The 14,455-nt window shown below is 74.2% G+C and carries 14 protein-coding genes; all 14 read right to left on the bottom strand.

What is annotated here, in order from left to right; translation table 11 throughout:
- Positions 1–10: 10 nt before the first annotated feature.
- Positions 11–868 (bottom strand): carboxylating nicotinate-nucleotide diphosphorylase, encoded by an 858-nt coding sequence (gene nadC / locus C1729_RS11560; RefSeq protein ID WP_102510664.1) that lies wholly within the window; start codon positions 866–868, stop codon positions 11–13.
- Positions 869–1,068: 200 nt separating this feature from the next.
- Positions 1,069–1,974, bottom strand: a complete 906-nt coding sequence (locus C1729_RS11555) for a M15 family metallopeptidase (RefSeq protein WP_165375492.1) — start codon at positions 1,972–1,974, stop codon at positions 1,069–1,071.
- A 28-nt stretch (positions 1,975–2,002) separates the two neighbouring features.
- A complete protein-coding gene (locus tag C1729_RS11550; RefSeq protein WP_102510071.1) occupies positions 2,003–3,784 on the bottom strand; it encodes an L-aspartate oxidase in 1,782 nt (593 codons plus the stop codon).
- A complete protein-coding gene (panD, locus tag C1729_RS11545) occupies positions 3,784–4,269 on the bottom strand; it encodes an aspartate 1-decarboxylase (protein WP_102510070.1) in 486 nt (161 codons plus the stop codon). Before panD ends, C1729_RS11550 begins: the two co-directional genes overlap by 1 nt.
- A gap of 9 nt (positions 4,270–4,278) precedes the next feature.
- Entirely contained in the window at positions 4,279–5,208 is a 930-nt protein-coding gene (gene panC, locus C1729_RS11540; RefSeq protein ID WP_102510069.1) for a pantoate--beta-alanine ligase, read from the bottom strand.
- Positions 5,205–6,164, bottom strand: coding sequence for a Rossmann-like and DUF2520 domain-containing protein (locus tag C1729_RS11535; RefSeq protein WP_102510068.1), 960 nt, complete (start codon positions 6,162–6,164; stop codon positions 5,205–5,207). Before C1729_RS11535 ends, panC begins: the two co-directional genes overlap by 4 nt.
- Positions 6,161–7,747 carry a PH domain-containing protein gene (locus C1729_RS11530; protein WP_242493809.1) on the bottom strand — a complete coding sequence of 529 codons (1,587 nt, stop codon included), beginning with the start codon at positions 7,745–7,747 and terminating at the stop codon, positions 6,161–6,163. The genes C1729_RS11535 and C1729_RS11530 overlap by 4 nt, the downstream gene beginning before the upstream one ends.
- Positions 7,744–8,235, bottom strand: a complete 492-nt coding sequence (locus C1729_RS11525; RefSeq protein ID WP_102510662.1) for a PH domain-containing protein — start codon at positions 8,233–8,235, stop codon at positions 7,744–7,746. Before C1729_RS11525 ends, C1729_RS11530 begins: the two co-directional genes overlap by 4 nt.
- Positions 8,232–10,487, bottom strand: a complete 2,256-nt coding sequence (locus C1729_RS15225; RefSeq protein ID WP_102510067.1) for a PH domain-containing protein — start codon at positions 10,485–10,487, stop codon at positions 8,232–8,234. Before C1729_RS15225 ends, C1729_RS11525 begins: the two co-directional genes overlap by 4 nt.
- A gap of 70 nt (positions 10,488–10,557) precedes the next feature.
- The gene (locus tag C1729_RS11515) at positions 10,558–10,923 is read right to left on the bottom strand and encodes a DUF3180 domain-containing protein (protein ID WP_242493808.1); all 366 of its coding nucleotides are present in this window, start codon (positions 10,921–10,923) and stop codon (positions 10,558–10,560) included.
- Positions 10,920–11,222 (bottom strand): hypothetical protein, encoded by a 303-nt coding sequence (locus C1729_RS14365; RefSeq protein ID WP_129590746.1) that lies wholly within the window; start codon positions 11,220–11,222, stop codon positions 10,920–10,922. The genes C1729_RS11515 and C1729_RS14365 overlap by 4 nt, the downstream gene beginning before the upstream one ends.
- Positions 11,223–11,724: 502 nt before the next feature.
- Entirely contained in the window at positions 11,725–12,216 is a 492-nt protein-coding gene (locus C1729_RS11505) for a DUF3180 domain-containing protein (protein ID WP_102510064.1), read from the bottom strand.
- Complete coding sequence (folK, locus tag C1729_RS11500) at positions 12,213–13,406, bottom strand: 2-amino-4-hydroxy-6-hydroxymethyldihydropteridine diphosphokinase (RefSeq protein ID WP_242493807.1); 1,194 nt, start codon at positions 13,404–13,406, stop codon at positions 12,213–12,215. The genes C1729_RS11505 and folK overlap by 4 nt, the downstream gene beginning before the upstream one ends.
- A complete protein-coding gene (folP, locus tag C1729_RS11495) occupies positions 13,403–14,287 on the bottom strand; it encodes a dihydropteroate synthase (protein WP_102510063.1) in 885 nt (294 codons plus the stop codon). Before folP ends, folK begins: the two co-directional genes overlap by 4 nt.
- Positions 14,288–14,455: the final 168 nt, after the last annotated feature.

Below are 14,455 nucleotides of genomic sequence, written 5' to 3'. Positions count from 1 at the left end.
GGGGGTGGGGTCAGGCGCGGAGGTCGAGGGCCAGGTCGAGGATCGGGGCGCTGTGCGTGAGGGCACCGACGCTCATGTAGTCGACGCCCGTCGCCGCGACCGACGCCGCACGCTCGAGCGACAGGTTGCCCGTCGCCTCGAGCTCCACCCGGCCCCGAGACGCCTCGAGCGCACGCACCGCCTCGACCGTCGCGCGCAGCGCGTCGTCGTCCATGTTGTCGAGCAGCAGGAAGTCCGCACCGGCCTCGACGGCCTCGACCGCCTGCGCCTGCGTGTCCGCTTCGACCTGCACCGCGACCTCCGGGAACCGCTCGCGCACCGACGCGACCGCGGCCGCGACCGATCCCGCCGCGACCACGTGGTTGTCCTTGATCATCGCGACGTCGTACAGACCCATGCGCTTGTTCGTACCGCCGCCGCAGCGCACCGCGTACTTGTCGAGCGCGCGCAGACCCGGCGTCGTCTTACGCGTGTCAAGCACACGCGCCCGCGACCCGTCGGGCCGCACGACCGTGTCGAGCACGTCCGTCCACGCACGTGCGGCCGTCGCGACGCCCGACGCACGCGACGCGATGTTGAGCATCGTGCGCTCCGCGACGAGCAGCGCCTGGACCGGGCCCGTGAGGTGCGCGAGCACCTGCCCCGCACGCACGCGCTCGCCGTCGACGACGAGGTGCTCGACCTGCACGGGCGCGAGGTCGAAGATCTCGCACACCTGCGTGAGCGTCTCCCGCACCGCACCGAGCCCCGCGACCGTGCCGGCCTCGCGCGCGACGAGGTCCGCCGTGCCGCGCACCGACGGCGAGATCGTCGCCTGCGTCGTCACGTCGCGTCGGTTGACGGAGCCGAGGTCCTCCTCGAGCGCCATCGCGACCGTCGCGGCGATCCAGGCCCGGCCCGGCCCGGGGTCACCGGGAAGGGTCGGGTCGGACGGGTACGCGGGCGCGTTGGGCGCGGCAGAGGCAGGCGAGATCGCCGTGGCAGGGGTGGTCACGCCCGAACGCTACCGCACGCGGGCGGGCCCGTCCCACAGCGTTCGGGCACAGCGACGGACGCCGCGGGAGCGGCTCAGTCCGCGTAGTCAGGCGCCGGTCCGAGCCCGAAGAACTCCTCGAGCGACGGCCCGCCCGCCTCGTGGATCGCGGTCGCGACCTCGACCCCGACGTAACGCAGGTGCCACGGCTCGGCCTTGTACCCCGTCCACTCCTCGTGCGCGCCGTCGAACCGGACGACGAAGCCGTACCGGTGCGCGTTCGCGACCAACCACTGCGACGCCTTCGTCTCGCCAAAGCAGCTTATGACGCCGCACGTGTCCGCAAGCGCGACGACGTCGACGGCGAGACCCGTCTGGTGCTCGGAGAACCCTGCGCGCGCCGAGGAGCGCTCCGCCCGCTCGCGGCCCATCTGCGCGACCCAGCCCTCGAACGTCGTGCGCTGCTCCTGGTACGAGCGCATCGCCGAGTGCACGGCGATGGGGTTGCCGTCCTCCTCCGCGTCCGCACGGAGCTCGGCGAGCGCGTCCGCGGCCTCCGCGCGCATCGTCACAGCCGAGCCGGAGACCGGCACGAGGTCGTCGGGACGGTGCTCGAGCGGCGACAACGGCCTCAGCTTGTTGACGACGACGGTGATCGAGTCCGGCGAGTCGACGTCGTAGCCGCGGCCCGACGGCGTCGGGTCGGAGGCGTCAACGGTGGGCTCGTCGGCAGGCGTGTCTGAGGGCGTGACCGTGGGCGTCGCGGCCTCCGACGTCGGCGACGGCGCAGGGGTCCCGGGGCCGGGACTCGTCGGCGCGTCCGACGGCTCCCCGAGGACCGACGCGCCGACCGACAGGACGAACGACCGTACCGTCGGAGGCGCGAGGTTCTCGAGCGCGACGAACGCGGAGACGCCAGCAGCGACGACGAGCAGCGGCGCGACGACGAGAGCGGAACGTCGTCGCCGACGCCGCGCACGCACACGCGGAGCGGGGGTCATCCGGTGATCGTAACGACGCCGTGCGACGTCAGCGCGCCACCGACGTGTGGGCCCGGTGGAGGATCTCGAGCGTGCCGTCGGAGGTGAGCCGCACATCGATCCGCAGCAGCCACGCGTCGTCCCGCTCGGGGAAGTCGGTGCGGAAGTGCCCGCCGCGCGACTCCTCGCGCTCGAGGGCGGTCGCCGCGAGGACGGTGGCGATCTGGTGGATGTTCGTCGTCTCCCACTCGGCGACCTGCGGGTGCGCGTCAACGACGCCCGCGGGCCGCGGCCCGCCGTTCGTCGGCACCGCGGCGAGACGCTCGAGCGACGCGAGCAGACCCTCGCGCGAGCGCAGCACGCCCGGTCCGGTCGCCGCCGCGCGCTGCACGCGCGAGCGCATCGCGGCCGCGACGAGCGCCGTACGGCCCTCGTGCGCCACAGGCTCGACGCGCGTGAGCTCGCCCGACGCGAGACGCGCGGCGACGTCGACGGCCGCGCGGTGCGCGAAGACGAGCCCCTCGAGGAGCGAGTTCGACGCGAGCCGGTTGGCGCCGTGCACCCCCGTGCACGCGACCTCGCCCGCGGCGTAGAGACCGGGGACCGTCGAGCGGCCGTGCAGGTCCGTGACGACGCCGCCGGAGTGGTAGTGCTGCGCGGGAGCGACGGGCACGAGGTCCGTCGTCCAGTCGATGCCGTGCTCGAGCAGCCGCTCCGTGATCGTCGGGAACCGCTCGCGGAGGAAGTCCGCGCCGAGGTGACGAGCGTCGAGGTACACGTGGTTGGCCTCGGTGAGGCGGAGCCGCTCGACGATCGCGTGCGCGACGACGTCGCGCGGCGCGAGCTCCGCCATGGGGTGGACGTCCGGCATGAACCGCACGCCGTCGATGTCGACGAGGAGCGCGCCCTCGCCGCGCACGGCCTCCGAGACGAGGGTCAGCTGGCCGCGCACGCCCGAGCCCGCCCACAGGACGGTCGGGTGGAACTGGACGAACTCGACGTCGCCGAGCGTCGCACCCGCGCGCAGGGCGAGCGCGTCGCCGTCGCCCGTCGCCTGCACCGGGTTGGTCGAGGAGCGGTACACCTGGCCGATGCCGCCCGTCGCGAGGATGACCGCGGGCGCGAGCACCGCGCCGACGCCGTCGCGCCGACCCTCACCGATGACGTGGAGCGTCACGCCCGCGACAGCGCCGGGGACCTCACGTCCCTCGGCGTCGAGCGACGCGGGCCCCTGAAGGAGGTCGAGGACGAGCGCGTGCTCGACGATCTCGATGCCCGGATCGCCCAGCACGGCCTCGAGCTGCGCGATGAGGGCGCGCGAGATCTCGGCACCCGTCGCGTCGCCGCCCGCGTGCGCGATGCGGTCCGCATGGTGCCCGCCCTCACGCGTGAGCGCGATGTCGCCGTCGGCCGCGAGGTCGAAGTGCGCGCCGAGACCGACGAGCTCGCGCACGCGGTCGGGGCCCTCGGTGACGAGCACCTCGACGGCCTCGCGGTCGCACACGCCGACGCCCGCGACGAGCGTGTCGGCCAGGTGCGCGTCCGGGGAGTCGGTCGGCGCGAGTGCCGCAGCGATGCCGCCCTGCGCCCACACGGTCGAGCCCGACGAGAGCTCGCCCTTGGTGACGAGCATGACCCGGCCGTCGGGGCCCAGACGCCGACGCAACTCAAGCGCGGCCGTGAGGCCCGCGATGCCCGAGCCGACAACGACGACGTCCGCGTGCGCCGTCCAGCCCGGCGCGGGCGCCGTGAGGCGTCGCGCGAGGACGGGACGGGTCTGCTCGACCGCGACGCTCGCGGCGGCGCTCGTGAGCGCCGGGTCGAGCGTCATCACGCGAGGTCCGTCGCGTCCTGCGGGGCCCCGTGGCCCTGGAAGCCCGCGATGGGCAGGCCCGACGCCTCGAGCCCGTAGCCCTCAGGCACGAGACCCGGCTCCTCGTTGATGTCGACGATCCTGTTGTCCGCATCGACGAAGACGACGTGCGGCATGAACGTGCGCGCGTCGGCGTCGTTCATGAGGCCGTACGCGATGAGGATGACCGTGTCCCCCGGGTGCACGAGGTGCGCGGCAGCGCCGTTGATGCAGATCTGACCCGAGCCGGGCTCGCCGGGGATGACGTAGGTCGACAGGCGTGAGCCGTTCGTCACGTCGACGACGTCGACCTTCTGCCCCGCGACGAGGTCGGCGGCACGCAGCAGGTCGGCGTCGACGGTGATCGAGCCGACGTAGTGGAGGTCCGCCTGCGTGACCGTGGCCCGGTGGATCTTCGCGATCATCATGGGGCGCTGGAGCGACGCGGGAGGTGTGGTGTTCATGAGGGATCCTCAGGCCCTGGCGCCGCCCGCGCTCGGCGGGACGACGTCGACGGCCGTGTTGTCGATGAGTCGGGTCGTGCCGACGCGCGCCGCGACGAGCAGCAGCGCGCCGCCCGCGTACGACGCGGGCACGTCCTCCACGGTAGTCGGGTCGACGAGCGTGAGGTAGTCGGGGTCCACCCCGGCGGCCTCGAGGACGGCGGTCGCCGCCGCGCGGACGGCGTCCGCGCCCCGCTCCCCGGCCTCGGCGCCGGCGCGCAGCGCGCCGGACAGCGCGAGCGCGCGGGCGCGCTCCTCGTCGCTCAGGTAGGCGTTGCGCGACGACAGCGCGAGGCCGTCGGGCTGCCGGACGATCGGCACGCCGACGATCTCGACGGGCAGCTCGAGGTCGAGGACCATGCGCCGGATCGCGAGGAGCTGCTGAGCGTCCTTCTCACCGAACACCGCGACGTCCGGGGCGACGAGGTTGAGGAGCTTGAGGACGACCGTGAGGACGCCGTCGAAGTGCCCCGGGCGAATCGCGCCCTCGAGGACGGTGCCGATCGTGCCCGACGACACGCGGACGATCGGCCCCGACGGGTACATCTCTGCGGCCGACGGCGCGAAGACGACGTCGACGCGGGCGCCGCCGCGCGCAAGGGTCGCGAGGTCGGCGTCGAGGTCGCGCGGGTAGCGCTCGTAGTCCTCGCCGGGCCCGAACTGCAGCGGGTTGACGAAGTCGGTGACGACGACCTGCCCCCCGGGGCCGACGGCCTCACGGGCCGCGCGCACGAGCGCGAGGTGCCCGTCGTGCAGCGCGCCCATCGTCATGACGACGGCGCGGCGCGGGACCTCACCGGTCTCCTCGAAGGCCTCGAGGTCGACGCCCGCCAGTGCCTCGGGCGACCACAGGGCCGCGTCGAGCTCTGCGCGGGTGCGGGCGACGGTCGGGCTGGTCATGGTTCCTCCGGGTGGTCCTGGGCGAGCACGTCCATGATCTCGCGTGCCGGGCCCTCGGCGAGACGTCCCGTCCGCACGGACCGTGCGGCGGCGGCGCGCGCGAGCACCCGGTAGGACTCGAGGACGTCGAGCGCGTCCTCCTCCGCGGCGAGTCCTGCCAGCACGTCGAGGTGCTCACGCACCGTGCCGACGTCACCGCGGACGACGGGCCCCGTGAGCGCGGACATCGCGCCCGGGTCGGCGGCCGACGGCGGCTGCGCGGAGTCCGCGACGTCGGCGGCGCGCAGGGCTCCGTCGAGCGCGGCCCGCAGCAGCGGGCCGAGGACCGCGCCGGGCTGCTCGACACCTGCGGCGCCGAGCGCCTGCGCGGCCTGCGAGACGAGGACGACGAGGTGGTTCGACGCGTGCGCGAGGGCCGCGTGGTAGAGCCCGCGGCGTTCCTCGGGCAGGACGACGGGGTCGCCGCCAAGCTCCATGACGATCGCCTGACCGATCGCCTGGACGGTCGGGCCGCACGTCACGGCGAACGCCGTGCCCTCGAGCCGCGCGAGGTCGAGCGACGTGCCCGTGAACGTCATCGCCGGGTGGAGCGCGAGCGGGATCGCGCCGGCCGCCGCGGCGGGCGCGAGGACCTGGGTGCCGAAGCGGCCGGACGTGTGGACGACGAGCTGCCCCGGCTGCCACGCCCCGAGCGCCGCCAGGCCGGTGACAAGGTCGCCGAGCGCGTCGTCCGGGACGGTGAGAAGCACGAGTTGCGCCGACCGCACGACGTCAGGCACCTCGAGGACAGGCACTCCGGGCAGGAGGGTCGCGGCGCGCTCGAGCGACTCCTCGGAAACCGCGGAGACGCCGACGACGTCGTGCTCGAGCGCGCGCAGCGCAGCACCGAGGACGGCACCGACGCGGCCTGCGCCGACGACGCCGACCCTGAGCCGCCCGGGGCGGGCTGTGCTCACGCGCGGGACTCCTCGTCTGCGGACCGCGCGGCGTCGTCGGGTGTCGCGGTGCCGTCGGGTGCGGCGTCCTCGGGCACCACGGTGCCGAGCGCAGAACCGTCCGGCGCCGTGCCCTCGGCCTGCGCTGCCTCCTCGACCTGCTCCGCGAGCTCCGGTGCGACGCGCCGCATCCACTGCTCGGGGCCCTCGGCGCGCCGGGCGGAGCGGGCGCGGTCGTCCTGCTCGTCGAGCAGCCGTGCGGCCTCGTCCGACGCGAGGTGGTGGACGGACGCCTGGACGGGCCCGAGCGTCACGTGGAGTGCGACGCTCGCCAGACCGAGCCGCCGCTGCCACGGCCCCTGCTGGAGCGCGAGCGACTGCGTGCGCTCGTGCGGGACGAGCGTGAGGCTGCGGGTGAGCCTGCCGCGGCGGATGACGAGGCACCGGCCAGTGACCGCGTAGCCGTTACGACGCCACGTGAGTGGGTCGAGCCAGCGGGCCGACCGCGGGCTCGTCGTGAACCCGCCATCGGGCCCCTGCCCGTCGAGGCCGGTCGCGAGGAGCGCGAGCGGGTCCTCGACGCCAAGGTCCGGCAGGACGAGCCACAGGGCGTCGAACGCCGTGGCGCGCGGGCCGACGGGCAGCAGGAGCGTCGAGACCTCCTTGGTGTCCGCACCGAGCACGTAGCCCGCGACCGTGACGTCGACGCGCCACCAGTCCTTGCGCCGCCACAGGAGCGGCTGACGCATGCGGATCGCCTGGACACGGCCGGGCGGGATTGTCTGCGACCGCGTCTCGAGGAGCCCCGAGCGCGACCGGATGCCGTCGGGCGAGACCGCGCCGACGAAGTTCGCCTCGGAGACGAGCCGCTGGAACACGTACCCGCCGAAGCCGAAGAGGGCGGGCAGGAGCGAGAAGATCGGTGCGGCGCTCGAGGTAACGACGACCGCCACGACGACGCCCACGACGATGAGCAGGAGCACCGGCGTGACGAACGAGCGCAGCACCGAGCCGAACGTCGTCGCGAACGGCACCTCGTAGAGGACCCGCTCGGGCGCGACCGGGGCCTCCTCACCCTCGGCGACGTCGACGCCCGCGGCGCGCGCGAGCAGCTCCGCGCGCAGGGCGTCAGCCTCGGCTCGCCGCAGGAAGCCGATCGCGACGCCCGAGCCGGCGCCACCGGCGACCTCGAGCTTGAGCTCGGCGAGCGAGAACGCACGTGCGAGGAGCGGCTGGACGATGTCGACGGCCTGAAGCCGGTCGAGGCGCGCCTGCTTCTGCTGCCGGAAGACGAACCCCTTGCGCAGGTGGACGGCGTCCGTGCCGATCGCGTAGCGCGTGACGCGCCACGCGACCCAGCAGTACAGCCCCACGACGGCGAGGACGATGGCGACGCCGCCGAGCAGCCAGAGAAGTCCCACCCCACGCGCGAGGTCGGCGGCCTCCCCGAGGTCCTCGAAGTTCTCCACCGAGTTCTGCAGGACGAGGAAGAGGACGACAACGATGACGGTCCAGCCGCGCACGACGGGCGTCACGGGGTGCATGCGCTGCCAGGCGAGCCCGGTCTCGGGCTCGAGCTCGGGCGCGGTGCTGCGGGCGCTCACAGCCCGGCCAGCCGCGCCTCGCCGCGCGACGCGAGACGGTCGCGGAGCCGTGCAGCCTCCGCCGGGTCGAGGCCGTCGATCGACGCGTCGGTCGTTGCCGCAGCCGTGTGGAGCTGGAGCGACTTGATGCCGAACATGCGCGCGAGCGGGCCCTGCGTCTCCTCGACGTACTGCATGCGCCCGTACGGGACGACGACGAGGTTGCGGAACATTACACCCTTGCGGATGAGGAGGTCGTCCTCGCGCTCGACATAGCCGATCGCGCGGACCTGTCGCACGACGACGATCGCGATCCATGCCCACAGCACCGCCACGACGCCCGCGAGCACCCAGAACGCGGGGTGGACGAGCACCGCGAGGACGACCCCCACGAGGAGGGGCACGACGAGCGTGAGGGCGACCGCGATCTGGCGGGCCGGGACGAGTCGGGGCGAGACGCGCTGCCAGGTGACGCCGGGCAAGTCGAACGGGCTGGGCTCGGTGGTCATGCGCACAGTGTCCCACCAGCGTCGGACATCGTGCGTGTCCGGAGGTCCTTCCTGGCCGCGACGGCGAGCTCGTCCGCGAGGTGCCGCGCGGCGGTCGCCTCGAGCGGCCCGACGTCGACCTTGACGGGTCCGTCGACGAGGTGCACGGCGACCGTGACGACCCTTGCCCGGCGCAGGAGCGGCCCCTGCTCGAGGGCGACGCCCTGGACGCGGTGCAGCGGCACGAACGTCACGCGCGGCGCGAGCCGCCCCGTGCGCACGAGCAGCCCGTCGCCCGCGAGCGCTGCCGTACGCACGCGCCACGTGAGCGGCGCGAGCCACCACGCACGGTCCGGCATCCGCAGCACGCTCACGGGGGCACCGTCGACCGTCGGGTCGGGGTGGACGACGCCGCGCGCGCCCGGCCAGAGGTCAGCGAGCAGCCGACGGTCGACCCGGGCGAGCGCCGGGAGCGCCTCCTGCGCGACGGTGAGCGCGGTCGCCGCGTCGGCCGCGGGCAGGAGCGCACCCGAGAGCTCGTCGTCGTCGGTCTCGTCGTCCGAGCCGTCGTCGGAACCGGTGAGCACCGTGACCGTCCAGAGGTCCGCGCCCCACCACTGGGGGCGCGTGCCGAGTCGCACCGCGTGGACGCGGCCGGCCCGCCCGGTCTTCTCGGTGCGGGTCGCGAGCCCCGACGCGACGTGGAGGTCGCCTCCGGCGCGCTCGACGGTGCGGCCCGTGCCCTGGTCGATCTGCGTCCACGCGCGTCGGCCCGCGAACGCGACCCCGCCGGCTGCGAAGAAGAGCCCCTCGCGCACCGCGGGCACCGTGAGCGCGACGACGGCGAGCACGAGCGACCCGACGAGCGCGGCCGCGACCGGGGCGCGCAGGACGAACGCGCGCACGACGGTGCGGCGGTCGGTGCGCGCAAGCCGCACACGGGCGGGTCGGCGGTCGTCGTCGGTCGCGGCGTGGGGCTCGTCCGACGTCCGGGCGTCTCCCGGCGCCGGGCGGTCGGGGTCGGGGGCGGGGTGGTGCTCCGCCGTCGAGCGCGCCGAGCCGGAACCTGCGTCGGGCGCGTGGCCCGCCGTCACCTCGTCCACATAGGCGGCCCCGTGGCTGAGCAGCCGCGCGCGCATCGCCTCGGCGGCCTCGCGCCGCTGGTGGCCGACGGTCATCGGCTCGTCACCGTCCGCGACGAGCACCGTGAGCTGGGCGAGACCGAAGAGGCGTGCCCCAACGGACGACGCGAGGTCGACCCCGTCGATCCGGTCGAGCCGTACGCTCGTGCGCGTGCGCGCCCTTCCCGTGGACCGCTGGTGGAGGACGTCGTCGTCGAGCGCCCACCACGTCCTGCGGCGTGACACCTCCGACCACAGTGCGATCGCCACGACGACCGCGACGGCGAGCGACGCCCAGCGCGGGTCGGTCGCGGTGCGCGTCGCCCAGTCGAGCACGCCGCCTACATCCTCGGCCTCCCGGAGCGCGAGGTACGCGCCGAAACCTGCCAGGCCGAGGAGCGCGGAGAAGGACTCGGCGACGTCGCTCAAGGGGTGCGCGCGGAACCACGGGAGGTCGAGGTCAGGCTCGGCAGCCTCAGGGACCGCAGCGGATTCCGCCGGCTCATGGGGTGTGGCGGGCTCGTGCCGCGGCTCCTCGGTGTCGGTGACGACGCCGCCGTCGAGGGCGACGGGCGCCGAGGCGACGGGCGCGGAGAAGTCGGGCGTCGAGGAGTCGGGCGTCGAGGAGTCGGGCGTCGAGGAGTCGGGCGCGGAGGAGACGGGCGCCGTCCCGCGCGCCTCTCCGGGCAGCACCTTGTCGCGCGCGGACCTCGCGAGAAGCTCGTCCCGCAGCGCCTTCGCCTCGTCGGGCGCCAGGCCCTTGACGGGGATCCCGAGCCCCGGGACCTTGACGACGAGCGACGCGATCCCCAGCCGGGTGTCGATGATCCCCTCGGAGAGCTCGACCGACCGCACGCGCGACCACGGCAGGCTCCTCACGCTGCGGACCCACCACCCCGAGCGGGCGACGAACGCGTCGTCGGTCGCGGTCCACGCGAGCCTGCGGACGTGCGGACGCGCGGTCGCGAGGATCCACACGAGCCACAGCGCGAGGACCGCAGTGGCGAGCCATGCCCAGCGCGTCCAGAGGAGCGCGACGGCCGCGCTGAGGGCGAGCGGCACACCGAGCCACCACAGCGCCGTCTCGCATCGCGCCCGGACCTGCCGTGGCGACGGCAGCACCCAGTCGATCGCCTCGCTCCGCACCTGCATCCCCCACTCCGCCGCGCCGTGACCGGGAGAGCCTAGCCCGCGACGCTCGCCCGCGCAGTCCTGCGAACGGCTACGCCGGCGTCGCGTTCGCCGAGCGCGGTGGCGTCTCGTCGTCGTCGCCGTCACTGCCGCGCACGCGGCACCAGCGTTCGACGACGACGCCCGCGACCGTGAGCGTCACCGCGGCGAGCGCAGCGAGCCCCGCCCACAGGGCCTTGCCCCTCAGCGCCGCGACGTCGAGGTCACCCGCGACGAGCAGGACGTGCGCGAGGTACCAGCCGGTGAGCGCAGCGCCCGTGAGCGCGGCCGACTGCGCGAGCACGAGTGTGCGCGCCGCGCGGAGCCCAGACAACGACGGACGCCTGCCCTGTGTGTACCGGCGCACCGCCCACCCGAACCAGCGGCACAACACCTTGCCGCTGGTCGAGCGCTTCAAGCATCCGTCGAGTCGGTCTTCGCGGGGGCACGACGCTTGCCGGATGCGAACCATGCACCAACCGTCACGCCAATGATCACGCCGGCGAGGAGCGCCATGCCCGACAGGTACGGTTCGAAATACACCGCCGGCAGACCATTCTCCTCCGCCACGTTGACGTTGATGACGAGCGGCACGTCCACCCCCTTTCCAATCATTGCGGAAACACCCACTACAGCAACACTGACGATGAAGAGCACGGATACGGCTAACGCCGCTCCGAGAACGGCGCGTCCAAGAATTCGTCCAACATCACTCATCCGATTGTCCTCACTGACCTTTCCGGGAAGATGCGAGACCGCACCTACCGTTCGCATCAATCTCTCATCCGCGATGAACCGTCGATCCTGCGCGATTCTGTCAATTATCGAGCGATCGTAAGTTCGCGGAGATCTCGCTGCAACTGCCGGCGCAGGATGCAGGGGTGGTGGCCGGCATGACCGGCACCGGCGCCGCGTCGGACAGCGCATCGGCGTTCCCGGCACGACCAGAAGTACGGTGCACTCAACGCGGCGCGAAGCTCGCGGTAACACACCCCACGACGGGCCGTCGGTGCGCAGTGCAGCTCGTCGCTCGCGATGCTCCTGCGACGCGCCGTCAGCGCCGCACCCGCCTCTCCTCGTCAGGCTTGCGACGGCCCGCCCCGTCCGAGGCGAGGTCGGACCCCGGCTGGAGATCAGCCCCTGACCAGGTCGGCCCGTTCGTCGGTTCCGCCCCTGGCAATCGTGTTCGGAGACGTGCACGCGTGGAGCCCGGGCGCCGTCACGCCGGCGTCGCGTTCGCCGAGCGCGGCGGCGTCTCGTCGTCGTCGCCGTCGCTACCGCGCACGCGGCACCAGCGTTCGACGACGACGCCCGCGACCGTGAGCGTCACCGCTGCGAGCGCTGCGAGGCCCGCCCACAGGGCCTTGCCCCTCAGCGCCGCGACGTCGAGGTCACCCGCGACGAGCAGGACGTGCGCGAGGTACCAGCCGGTGAGCGCAGCGCCCGTGAGCGCGGCCGACTGCGCGAGCACAAGCGTGCGCGCCGCGCGGAGCCCAGACAACGACGGACGCCTGCCCTGCGTGTACCGGCGCACCGCCCACCCGAACCAGAGGACGACCGCCGCGAGCAGCACGAGCGTCACGGCCACCGGCCACGCGACGCGCCCGACGACGCCGCCGCCCTTCTCGACGAGTGCGAGCACGCCCCACCCGAGCGTCGCGGCCACGATCGCGAGGGCGACGAGCCAGCGCACCCGGAGCCCGGAGGTCACGGACGTGACCCCCCGTCGCCTGACGTCCAGTCCAGCCGCAGCCAGCGCACGCCCTCACGGTCGGGGGCCGTCGCAGCGAGCGCCGCGACGGGGCCGCCGCCGAGGCCGGGCAGCACCGCGTCGGGCTCGATCTCCGCCCACGGTGCGAGGACGAACGCACGCTCGTGCGCGCGCGGGTGCGGCAGCTCGAGGTCGTCGGTGACGCCGACGACGCCCTCGTACGTGATGAGGTCGACGTCGAGCGTCCGCGGGCCCCAGCGGACGTCGCGCGTCCGGTGGTGCTCCTGCTCGACGGCATGCGCGACGCGCAACAGTGCGCGGGGCGCGAGCGTCGTGCGCACGAGGAGGACGGTGTTGAGGAAGTCAGGCTGCTCGACGCCCCCGACGGCCGCGGTGCGCGCAAGGGGCGCGACCTTGAGCACCTCGAGGCCGGGCGCGCCCGCGAGATCCTCGATCGCCCGCGTGAGGATCTCGCGCGGGTCGCCCATGTTCGAGCCGAGGGCGAGAACCGCCTCCACGGGACCGGCCGGGGCGCGGTCCATGAAGTCGGGCTCGGGCACGTGGACGGGGTCGAGGAGGCCGGTCGCGGGATCGTCGTCGGACGGCGCGAGCGCGGGGATCTCGGCCGGGGGCGGCGGCACCGGTGCCACCGCGGCCGCGGGCCGTACCGCAGCGGGCGCTGCTGACTCTGCGGGCGCTGCGGGCGCTGCGGGCGCCGCGGACGCGCCGATCGTCGCGACGGACGAGGCCGGGGCGGCAGCGGGGTCGAAGCGTGCGGACGGCAGCTTGACGCGGTCGCGACGGATCGCGACGACGACGTCCCCGAACGGCACCCCGACGGGTGCGGACGGCTTGTGGACCGCGACGTCGACCGCCGCGACGAGCGTGTGGTCGAGAGCCGCCGACGCGATCTGCTCCGCGAGCGTCTCGACGAGCCGCACCGCAGGTCCGCCGAGGACCTCGACGACCTCGGCGGCGAGCTCGGCGTAGTTGAGCGTGTGCGCGAGGTCGTCCGACGCGGCCGCACGACGCGTGTCGACGTGGACGGTGACGTCGGCGACGAACGTCTGGCCCTCGGCCCGCTCGTGGTCGAGCACTCCGTGGAAGCCCGTCGCGGACAGCCCCGTGAGCCGCACCTGGTCGAGCTGGCGGCCGTGGGCGTCGAGAACCGGGCCGGGCAAGATCGTCACTTCTGCTCCTCGGTATTCAGGGTGCGCGGCCGACGTGCGCCGTCCCACGCGCGTGCGACCCGGACCGCGTCGACGGAGCCCGGGACGTCGTGCACCCGCACGCACCACGCGCCGGCCGCCGCGGCGAGCGCCGAGATCGCGGCCGTCGCACCGTCACGTGCGAGCGGGGGTGCCGGCTGCCCGTCCGGCCCTGCAAGCAGCGTACCGAGGAACCTCTTGCGCGAGGCGCCCACGAGCACGGGAAGATCGAGCGCGAGCAGCTCGTCGAGGGCCGCAAGCAGCGGCCAGTTCGCGGCGCCCGGCTTCGCGAAGCCGAGGCCCGGGTCGAGGACGACCTGCTCACGCGCGACGCCCGCGGCCACGAGGTCCGTGACGCGCTCGGCGAGTTCGTCCCGGACATCGGTGACGACGTCGTCGTACACGGCGAGGGAGTCCATGACGTCAGCGTGGCCGCGCCAGTGCATCGCGACGTAGACGACGCCCGTGCGGGCGACGACGTCGTAGATCCCGGGCTCGGCGAGGCCTCCCGAGATGTCGTTGACGACGACGGCACCGGCCTCGACCGCGCGTGCCGCGACGCGGGCACGGGTCGTGTCGATGCTCACGGGCACGCCGCGCGCCGTGAGCTCACGGACGACCGGAAGGACGCGCGCGAGCTCTTCGTCCTCCGGCACCCGTGCCGCCCCGGGACGGGTCGACTCGCCGCCGACGTCGACGAGGTCGGCTCCCTGGGAGGCGAGGAGCACGCCGTGCGCGACCGCGGCCTCGGGCCCGAACCATTCGCCGCCGTCCGAGAACGAGTCGGGCGTGACGTTGAGGACGCCCATGACGAGCGTGCGGTCGAGGCGGGCGAGGCTCGCGGGGGCGGCTCTTTTATACATCTGACGCTGCCGGCGACCCCCTTCGCGTGGATCTCTGTGGGCGCCGCATCCTGATGAAAAAACAGATACAGCACGCGGCGCGCGGGGNCATCTCGGGAGGCCTCGCCGAGCCCGGGATCTACGACGTCGTCGCCCGCACGGGCGTCAGCCTAGCGGCGGTGTCGCGGG

The organism is Sanguibacter massiliensis (assembly GCF_900240335.1).
In the GTDB taxonomy this organism is placed as follows: domain Bacteria; phylum Actinomycetota; class Actinomycetes; order Actinomycetales; family Cellulomonadaceae; genus Flavimobilis; species Flavimobilis massiliensis.
This window is presented reverse-complemented; position numbering and strand designations above follow the sequence as displayed.

Bases quoted from the DNA above. Each gene is read 5' to 3' on its own strand.
- panD (WP_102510070.1), bottom strand. From the start codon at position 4,269: ATGAACACCACACCTCCCGCGTCGCTCCAGCGCCCCATGATGATCGCG.
- nadC (WP_102510664.1), bottom strand. From the start codon at position 868: ATGGCGCTCGAGGAGGACCTCGGCTCCGTCAACCGACGCGACGTGACG.
- C1729_RS14365 (WP_129590746.1), bottom strand. From the start codon at position 11,222: ATGAGTGATGTTGGACGAATTCTTGGACGCGCCGTTCTCGGAGCGGCG.
- C1729_RS11555 (WP_165375492.1), bottom strand. From the start codon at position 1,974: ATGACCCCCGCTCCGCGTGTGCGTGCGCGGCGTCGGCGACGACGTTCC.
- C1729_RS15225 (WP_102510067.1), bottom strand. From the start codon at position 10,487: ATGCAGGTGCGGAGCGAGGCGATCGACTGGGTGCTGCCGTCGCCACGG.
- C1729_RS11525 (WP_102510662.1), bottom strand. From the start codon at position 8,235: ATGACCACCGAGCCCAGCCCGTTCGACTTGCCCGGCGTCACCTGGCAG.
- folP (WP_102510063.1), bottom strand. From the start codon at position 14,287: ATGTATAAAAGAGCCGCCCCCGCGAGCCTCGCCCGCCTCGACCGCACG.
- panC (WP_102510069.1), bottom strand. From the start codon at position 5,208: ATGACCAGCCCGACCGTCGCCCGCACCCGCGCAGAGCTCGACGCGGCC.
- C1729_RS11550 (WP_102510071.1), bottom strand. From the start codon at position 3,784: ATGACGCTCGACCCGGCGCTCACGAGCGCCGCCGCGAGCGTCGCGGTC.